An 8,226-nucleotide genomic window follows, 5' to 3' on the forward strand; every position below is an offset into this window, starting at 1 on the left:
GGCTACGACCACGATAAGTACCGTAAACAAGTGCGGGACAAGGGAATCACCCCGTTCATCGCCCGCCGCGGCATCGAACACGGCTCCGGACTCGGTACGCACCGCTGGGTGGTCGAGCAGAGTTTCGCACTGCTGCACTGGTTCCGGCGACTGCGCATCCGCTGGGAAATCCGCGACGACATCCACGAAGCCTTCCTCAGCCTGGCCTGCAGCATCATCTGCTGGCGCCGACTGGCCAACCTCTCACTCCGTTAGGAGTTCTAAACCTCGATCCACCGACGGGCTTGTGCCCGTCGGTGTTCGATATATGAGAAAAGTGCCCTTCGAGCTGGGATGATCACTGTTGTCTAGGCAATGATCGGTCCGGTTCAGAAGGACACTTCGGGTGCAAGTTTCGCATAGGTTCGCCGCGGAGTCAGCGGTGTTCGATGATCGGAATCTGGTGTCGCTGGCGGGGTTGGTTCCGGTGATGGGGCTGGCCGAGCAGAGCGGGCCGGGTGAGCTGCTGGCGGAGAAGGTGTCGATCACCTCGTCGCGGATCCGCTCGGGGGCGGCGAACCCGGGCGGCGAAGCTGGCGACCCTGATCGCGGGGATGCGTGCGGGCGCGGACAGTATCGACGATATCGACGTGCTGCGCAGTGGCGGGATGGGAACCGTGTTCGACCGTGTGTATGCGCCATCGACGGTCGGAACTCTGTTGCGGGAGTTCAGTTTCGGTCACGCCCGCCAGCTCGATTCTGTGCTGCGGGTGCACCTGTCGCGGTTGTGTGAGCGGGTCGATCTGCTACCGGGTGCCAGCACGCGGGTGTTCGTCGATATCGACTCGCTGCTGCGTCCGGTCTACGGGTATGGCAAACAGGGCGCGTCCTACGGGTTCACCAAAGTTTCGGGTAAACAGGTTCTGCGCAAAGGTCTTTCACCATTGGCGACGACCCTCAGCACCGATATCGCCGCGCCGGTGGTGGCTGGGATGCGGCTGCGGGCTGGGAAGGCCGGTTCGGCCAAAGGGGCGGGACGGATGATCGCCCAGGCCATCGGCACCGCCCGCGCGGCCGGGGCCGGCGGTGAGATCCTCGTTCGGGGTGACTCGGCGTTCGGTGGCCGGGCCGTGGTCGGCGCGTGTCGCCGCCTGGGCGCACGGTTCTCGCTGGTGCTGACCAAGAATCCGGCGGTGACCGCCGCAATCGCGTCGATTCACGCCGATGCGTGGACGCCGGTGAAATATCCGGGCGCGGTCGGTGACCCGGACACCGGGAACTGGATCTCCGATGCCGAGGTCGCCGAGATCGGTTACACCGCTTTCGCTTCCAAACCCGACCGCGTCACTGCTCGGTTGATCGTGCGTCGCGTCAAAGACGCTGCCCGCCAGGACGAGTTGTTCCCGGTCTGGCGATATCACCGGTTCTTCACCGACTCCACCGAGCCGACGGCCGATGCCGATATCACCCACCGTCGCCATGCGGTCATCGAGACCGTCTTCGCCGACCTGATCGACGGACCGCTGGCCCACATGCCTTCCGGGCGCTTCGGAGCGAATTCGCCCCTGGGTGTTGTGCGCGGCTATCGCTCACAACCTGCTGCGCGCCGCGGGCACACTCGCCGACCCCCGCCTGGGAAAAGCCCGCGGAACCACCCTGCGCCGCAAACTCGTCGCCGTCCCGGCTCGTCTGGCTCGTCCCCAGCGAAAACCCATGCTGCACTTACCCTCCCATTGGCCGTGGGCCGAGCAGTGGCGACAACTCTGGTACGCCACCATCACCGCGCCCTCGACCGCCTGAACGGCCGGTAACCGCCCCTACGACCAGGAACGATGGTGGAAAGGCTGGGCAGACCAGCGGCTATCTCACGCCCGAAACCTGCTGGTCTGCGCGTCTTCGACACACAGACCAGCCCCGAAACCGGATCGGTGGATCGAGGCTAAAGTCTCCCGACCCCGCTGGGGCCGGTTCATATGCCATGTCGGTCGCCCGTGGCGAGCGTTCCTACAGTGGGTTGACGTTTACGACGTAACCCTGTCAGCACGGTGATGGCGTCGGTGATCCACTGCTGCGCTTCAAAGTAGGTCAAGGCACTCGACACAGCGGCGCGCCTTGCATTGAATGTTGCCGGTGCCCAGTCACCCCAGGCAGCGCGGATGTTCTCGTGCAGCCGGGCGCGGCCTGCCGGCTCGTCGAGCTCGTTCAGGATCTTGATGCCGGTAAATGCTCTGGTAATCGCGGACGCATATGCGCGAACAGTTTGCGGTGCAGTGATGGGTCCGGAGCGTCCGCGATGGCGGGGTAGCCGTCGCGGAAATGACCACTCGTCAGGATTCTCTCGCCACTGCGCAGAACTCAAGACCGTCGTCATCGAGGACCTCGTGTCGCGATTCATGCAAGGTCAAAATAAAGCTCTATACGCTCGGAAGAGCACAAGAACCGTCGCCGGCCTCCGCCTTACCGGGGGCATGTAGCCGACTCCGGCCGAGTGGCGAGCCGTTCACCAGATAACGCGATTGAAGCCCAGCCGCAACCATCAGATGATGGCGTTCGCTCAAGCAACGAATTGAGCCCGCACAGTGAAAGTCGGCCTCGTGCAGGCATGTAGCCATCACCAGAGCGTCAACGCTACAGCTGATAGCACTTACCTTCTGTCATGGCTGGGACCTCCGAGGAATGCTTTTGCAGCTTGTCCTGCGAGGACTGTCATGAGACGGCGTCCTCGGGGGTTTCGGCTGGAGGCGAGTCGTCTTGGAGGGTGTCGTCCCGGCGAGGACTGATTTATCAGCACGATGCAGCGCCTCTGGCTCCAGTTGTTTTCGATGGGACCGTGAGAGGAGTCGAGTTTCTTGCTGGCGGTAGGAATTGATTGGGCCGAGTCGTTGCACAACGTGGCCCTGGGCCAGCCCGGTGAGGGTGTGATCGAACAGTTCCGTATCGATCACACCGCGGCCGGGATCGAACGCCTCGTGGCGCGGTGTCTGGGATCCGAACCGGACCTGTCCGAGGTGCGGGTGGTGCTCGAAACCCGGCACGGTCTGCTCGTGGAAGCATTGGTGGACGCGGGTTTCACTGTGCTGCCGGTGAATCCGGACCTGGTCGCTCGCCGTCGTGGCCCGGCGGAAAGAAAGACGACGCCGAAGACGCCAGGATCTGTTGTTTGCTGGCGTTGGATCAGTTCCTGTAGTTGCGGAAGCTGATTCCCCATGGCGAGATCGCCGGGGAACTGCGGGCCATCGCTCGTGACGACGAACGTGCCTGCCGCGACGAACGCCGGTTGTTGAATCGGTTGCGCGCCGATGTGATGTTGTGTCTCCCCGCCATGCTGACGATCGCCGGCGATGACCTCGTGGTCGTGCTGAAACTGCTGGCCCGCTGGCCCTCTCACCAACTCCTCGCCGCCACCGAGCCCGCTGAGATCGAGGCGTTCGCGCGCGCCGCCAGACACGGCTGGCCCGCGCGGTTCGCCGCCCGAATAGACGCGCTGGCCGCCGAGCAGCTGCCCGCCCGGGACTATTTGGTGCGAGCGAAAACGACCACTATCGCGTTGACTGCCACCCAGTTGCTGGCATTGCGTCAAGCCCGCAAGGACTGGGAACGCCGCATGACCGAATTGCTGTTGGGCACTGTGCGTTACGGTCGGGACAAACAACCGAAGGATCCCGATCCGGGAAAAGCGTTCCCGGGCGGTGACATCCTGTTGAGTTTCCCCGGAATCGGGGACCGGCTCGCCGCCCGGATAGCCGGTGAAATCGGAGACCACATCGAGCAATTCGACGCACCCGCCGGGCTGCAGCGCTATGCCGGGACCGCGCCGGTGACCCGGCGTTCCGGGCGCAGCGAATTCGTCGTGGCGCGTCGACTGGCCCACAACCGACACCTCGGCACCGCCGTGCATCAGTGGGCGTTCTGCAGCCTGCGCGCGAGCCGATGGGCGCGCCAGTTCTACGACAGCAAAATCGCTGCCGGGAAAGGCCACCACAGCGCGCTGCGCGCGCTGGCCAACCGATGGCTGGAAATCCTGTGGCACTGCCTCACCAAACGCACGCCCTACGACGAAGACGTCCACCAACGCAACTGGCAACGAGCCTTGCAGCCCCTCACCGCCGCCTGAGGTTGACAGAGGGTGTCTCATGAGGGATCTTCGGAACACGACTGTCTCGATGACAGGTTTCCTGTGCCCTGGCCGACGCTGGCGTGCGGATATTACGCAACCGAAGCGCCTGCGAGTCGGAATAGCGTGCGCCGCAGGGGCACTCATGTTGCGGGAAAGGTCCCGCCCGGGGTATTGATGCCGGGCGGGACCGGTGTTCCCCGACGAGAACGCGCCGCCGGGTTCTTCGCCACTACTTACTTCGCCTGCACAGGAGGCTGGTTGATGGTGGCGAAGTACTGGATGGCGGCGCCGATCGTCACCGGAGCGGTTACCAGAATTTGCCCGGCCACAGTACCCAGCGCACCGACGGCGATGATGCCGCCCAGACAACCGATCGCCGCGGCGGGGATGAACGCCCCGAACAAACCGACGATCGCCGCCGTCGCCACAGTCGAGCCGGCGATACCACCGAGTACGCAGCCCACCGCCGCACCGCCGATCCCGCCAATGAGGGTGCCGAGGGTCGCACCCGTAGAGATGGTGGAAGTCAACCGAGACCAAGCGGCTTGCTCACGGTCGTAGTCGCTCTTCCACGGCGCCTTGTCCTCGAACGGCAGCGCCACCGGTTTGTAGGCCGCGTGCGCCAGATCGAACTGCGGAGTCAACGTCGCCGTCCGGTCGACGATGTCCGCGGCGATGGGGAACTCGAAATCATCCATCCGAAACCGCAACGGCATACCCGCCACCACGGCACCGTTCGCCGCCTTCACCTTGAACACGCCGTCCTCCACAACCAGCGAACCAGCATCAGTCATCACAACCGACTGGGTATCGGTCGCATGCGCCGTGAAGCCGACCGCTTCATCCGCAGCAGGTTGCGCACCGGCCGACCCGGACACAACCCCGACCGCGGCCACCAGGCTTGCGGCCACCGCAACAGACTTCCTCATCACTTACTCATTCCTTTCAACGATTCCATCACTGGAATTCGGCGGTATTTATTTTTGACTGTGATGTTGCGTTAGCATCTCTGCCGCATAAATGAACCGGATCGGGTCACTCGGGGCACGGTCGCCCGAACAGGCGATTCTGTCCCGGATTCAGCCAATCCGCTTCTGCTCGTATGGCCATTTCCGTACCACCGCAGCGGCCAGGGCGCGCATCATGGATGCGCTACCGGCGTTGTAAGTGCCTTCCGATCACCGATTTATTTAGTCTTCCGAATAATCAATGTAAGACATCTCGTTTAAAGTGGCCCAGCTTTCATCTCGATAATCGGGAGGTCGCACAAGGGGTTTCGTACATGTGGGGCTCGTTGTTGGCGCCTGATTCATATGGGCGGATTACTTATGCGCCAGTTTTACTGCATCGCTGCCGTTGCGGAGGATGTCAATTCGTGCTTTGCTGGCCATCGTGGTGAAGGTGTCGAGCACGAAGCCAACTACTACGCACACCGCAGCGGATAGCCGGCCGGTGAAGATAAATCAGCGCCAAACCCAAGACGGTTCACACCGGGTCAATAACGTTCATCGCGCCGTTCGCGCGTTCCTGAGATGGACGTGGATGAGTCTCGTGATGCATGCCACAACGCTAACGCCCGAGAACGGGAAACGGTTGCGTATTTCAACACATGTGGAGGATTGTTTCGCGCAGCCACGTCGATACTGCAATGTAACTGTGGATACTCGCCGGTTCCGCGATTCAGCACTTGGCCATCAACTCCGGGAAGTCCTATCGACTTCCGCACGCCACGGGAGTTCTAGGCCGCCTCGGATGTTAGCGGGAACGCACGGAAAGCACTCAGTCGACGGCCATCGCCGCGCTGATCCGAGAACTTGCGTGACCTCGGCGTTGCAGGCACTCCATCAACGAGATGCGACGTTCAGTGACCCGGGCACGCCCAGCGTCGATACCAGTTCTTTGCAGAGATGCCTACCCGCCAGCGGCATGAGGTGACCAGTCGCAACAACCGTGTCCCCGACGCCCCGTCTACGTTCTGTCTCCCAATGAGGTGAATCGATCGGCCCCTTGTTCGGGGTCGATCGTGCATCATGTCTGCCGTGGCGACCGCGATCGGTGATCGATACCAGGTTCTGACCGACAAGCAGTGGGAACTGCTGGAGTTACTGCTTCCGAAATCCGAAGGCCGCGTGGGCCGTAACTTCGCCAACAACCGCCTGGTGGTCGAAGGCATGCTGTATCGGCTGCGCACCAGCCTGCCGTGGCGTGACCTGCCCGAGCACTGCGGGCCATGGCAGACGGTGTGGAAACGCCACCGCCGCTACGCCGCCGACGGCACCTGGGACCGGGTGCTGACCGCGCTGGTCGCGTTGGCCGATACCACTGGTGATCTGGACTGGGTGGTCTCGATCGATTCGACGATCGTGCGGGTGCACCAGCATGCCGCCGGCGCGGGCGCCGACTCGGTGTCGGGGCTATGAACCCGCCGACCACGCGATCGGGCGTTCCCGCGGCGGGTTGACCACCAAAGTGCACCTGGCCGCCGACGGAGCGGGTCGGGGCCTGGCCGTGCTGCTCACACCCGGCCGCGCTGGTGGTGCCCCGCCTGCGGGGCGGGCCGCCGCGCCGAAACCCGGACGTGGTGATCGCCGACCGCGCCTACTCAGCCGCGTCGAACCGAACCCTGTTGCGGCGCAAACGTATCCAGGCCGTCATCCCGGAACGCTCCGATCAAGTCGCCAACCGCAAACGCAAGGGCCGACACGGCGGGCGGGCACCGCGCTTCGATCCCGAGCTCTACAAGCGCCGCAACGTCATCGAACGTGCCTTCAACCGCGCCAAACATTGGCGCGCGGTCGCCACCCGCTACGACTGTGAGGATGATCGGGTGCCGCTTCGGGCGGTGGTCTGACCCGCGCTACGACTGGCCATCGGGCCTTGAGTTTGATCTGTCGACCACTGTCCGAGGCGGTGCTTGCTGCCGCCGGACCGGGTCAGATGTGTCCCGATAGGGGCCTTGCCGCTAACAAGGCACCATCACAGTCCTGGCCATCCACGACCCGGTCCGGCGTCGGCCAGCCCAATCCCCGGGGTCCGTCAGGAGACAGCCGACCCGTGCTCAGCATGCCACAAGACGACCACTCCGATCACACTGACGAAACGGTGGTGCTGGGTGTCGACACCCACAAAGATGCCCACGTCGCGTTCCTGATCGGGATTCAAGGAAACCGCCTGGCACACAGAAGCTTCCCGACAACAGCCAACGGTTATCGGCGGCTGCTGTTCTGGGCGAAAAGCTTCGGCACCCTGCGACGCGCCGGGGTGGAGGGCACGCTCAAATCGACCAAGGAATCGGCGATTAAGTCCCGGCCGCAGGCCATCAACCAGCTCAAAACCGTTGTGGTGCACGCAGATCCAGCATTACGAGAGTAGCTGGCCGGATTGAGTAACCCTCGACTCATCCGGCACCGTGCCAATCTCGATCGCACCGTCCCGACAACGGCGGAGTCGACAGCTGCCTACACGCTGCGATCGCTCGCCCGCCGAATCCTTGTCCTGACAGAAGAAATCGACGACCTCATTATTCAGATCACCGCAACTATCGCTGCATTCTGCCCCGCACTGCTCGACTGTTACGGCGTTGACCCCGATACTGCCGCAGCCTTGCTCATCGCAGTCGGCGACAACCCTCAACGCCTCCGCAGCGAGGCATCCTTCGCTGCCTGGTGCGGCGTCAGCCCCGTCGAGGCATCCTCGGGAAAGACCAGGCGCCGCAGGCTCAATCGAGGCGGTGACCGCCGTGCCAACTCCGCTCTCTATACGATCGTCATCGCACGTCTACGCTGGAACACCCGCACCCGCAACTACGTCGCCCGCCGGCAGTCCGAAGGCAAGACTCGCCGTGAAGCCATCCGATGCCTCAAGCGCTATGTTGCACGAGAGATCTACCAGATCATCGCCACGCCCAGCCCGAGCACCGCTCCGCTCAGCGGCTTGACGATCCATAGGGGCATCAAGCTCGCGACCACCTACCGTGCCGGATTCGTCCCAGGTTCTGTTTCGAAGTTTTGAGGGCGGGCATGGGCTCGCCCTCAGCTGTGTCGCAGCCACTGGTTGATGACAGCGATATGGATCGTGGCCTGGTATCGGACGGCGAGTTTGTCGAAGCGAGTGGCCACGGCCCGATGCTG

The 8,226-nt window shown here is 63.4% G+C and carries 8 protein-coding genes and 2 pseudogenes; 8 read left to right on the forward strand and 2 right to left on the reverse strand.

Annotated features, from left to right (window positions below):
- A partial coding sequence (locus ACWEKS_RS48200) for a transposase (RefSeq protein ID WP_452346412.1) occupies positions 1-255 on the forward strand: 255 nt, incomplete at its 5' end.
- 130 nt (positions 256-385) lie between these two features.
- A pseudogene (locus ACWEKS_RS48205) lies at positions 386-1,779 on the forward strand (IS1380 family transposase).
- 169 nt (positions 1,780-1,948) lie between these two features.
- On the opposite strand, the gene ACWEKS_RS48210 reads toward ACWEKS_RS48205, so the two are convergent.
- The gene (locus tag ACWEKS_RS48210) at positions 1,949-2,350 is read right to left on the reverse strand and encodes a hypothetical protein (protein WP_452346413.1); all 402 of its coding nucleotides are present in this window, start codon (positions 2,348-2,350) and stop codon (positions 1,949-1,951) included.
- 478 nt (positions 2,351-2,828) lie between these two features.
- Here ACWEKS_RS48210 and ACWEKS_RS48215 point away from each other — a divergent pair, with 478 nt between their 5' ends.
- Together ACWEKS_RS48215 and ACWEKS_RS48220 are read left to right on the forward strand one after the other, a co-directional pair.
- Positions 2,829-3,179, forward strand: a complete 351-nt coding sequence (locus ACWEKS_RS48215; protein WP_452346414.1) for an IS110 family transposase — start codon at positions 2,829-2,831, stop codon at positions 3,177-3,179.
- Positions 3,167-4,093, forward strand: coding sequence for a transposase (locus ACWEKS_RS48220; RefSeq protein ID WP_452346415.1), 927 nt, complete (start codon positions 3,167-3,169; stop codon positions 4,091-4,093). The genes ACWEKS_RS48215 and ACWEKS_RS48220 overlap by 13 nt, the downstream gene beginning before the upstream one ends.
- 236 nt (positions 4,094-4,329) lie before the next feature.
- On the opposite strand, the gene ACWEKS_RS48225 is transcribed toward ACWEKS_RS48220, so the two are convergent.
- Positions 4,330-5,025, reverse strand: a complete 696-nt coding sequence (locus tag ACWEKS_RS48225; RefSeq protein ID WP_452346416.1) for a hypothetical protein — start codon at positions 5,023-5,025, stop codon at positions 4,330-4,332.
- 1,110 nt (positions 5,026-6,135) lie between these two features.
- Between ACWEKS_RS48225 and ACWEKS_RS48230 the strand changes: the two genes are divergently transcribed.
- From ACWEKS_RS48230 to ACWEKS_RS48245, 4 genes and pseudogenes are all read left to right on the forward strand, one after another.
- Positions 6,136-6,516, forward strand: a complete 381-nt coding sequence (locus ACWEKS_RS48230) for an IS5 family transposase (RefSeq protein WP_452346417.1) — start codon at positions 6,136-6,138, stop codon at positions 6,514-6,516.
- Between the two features lie 158 nt (positions 6,517-6,674).
- The gene (locus ACWEKS_RS48235) at positions 6,675-6,947 is read left to right on the forward strand and encodes a transposase (RefSeq protein WP_452346418.1); all 273 of its coding nucleotides are present in this window, start codon (positions 6,675-6,677) and stop codon (positions 6,945-6,947) included.
- Between the two features lie 203 nt (positions 6,948-7,150).
- A complete protein-coding gene (locus ACWEKS_RS48240; RefSeq protein WP_452346419.1) occupies positions 7,151-7,468 on the forward strand; it encodes a hypothetical protein in 318 nt (105 codons plus the stop codon).
- Between the two features lie 9 nt (positions 7,469-7,477).
- Positions 7,478-7,993: pseudogene (locus ACWEKS_RS48245) on the forward strand (transposase); the annotation flags it as partial.
- Positions 7,994-8,226 lie beyond the last annotated feature (233 nt).

It is taken from the genome of Nocardia sp. NPDC004711, from assembly GCF_053601595.1.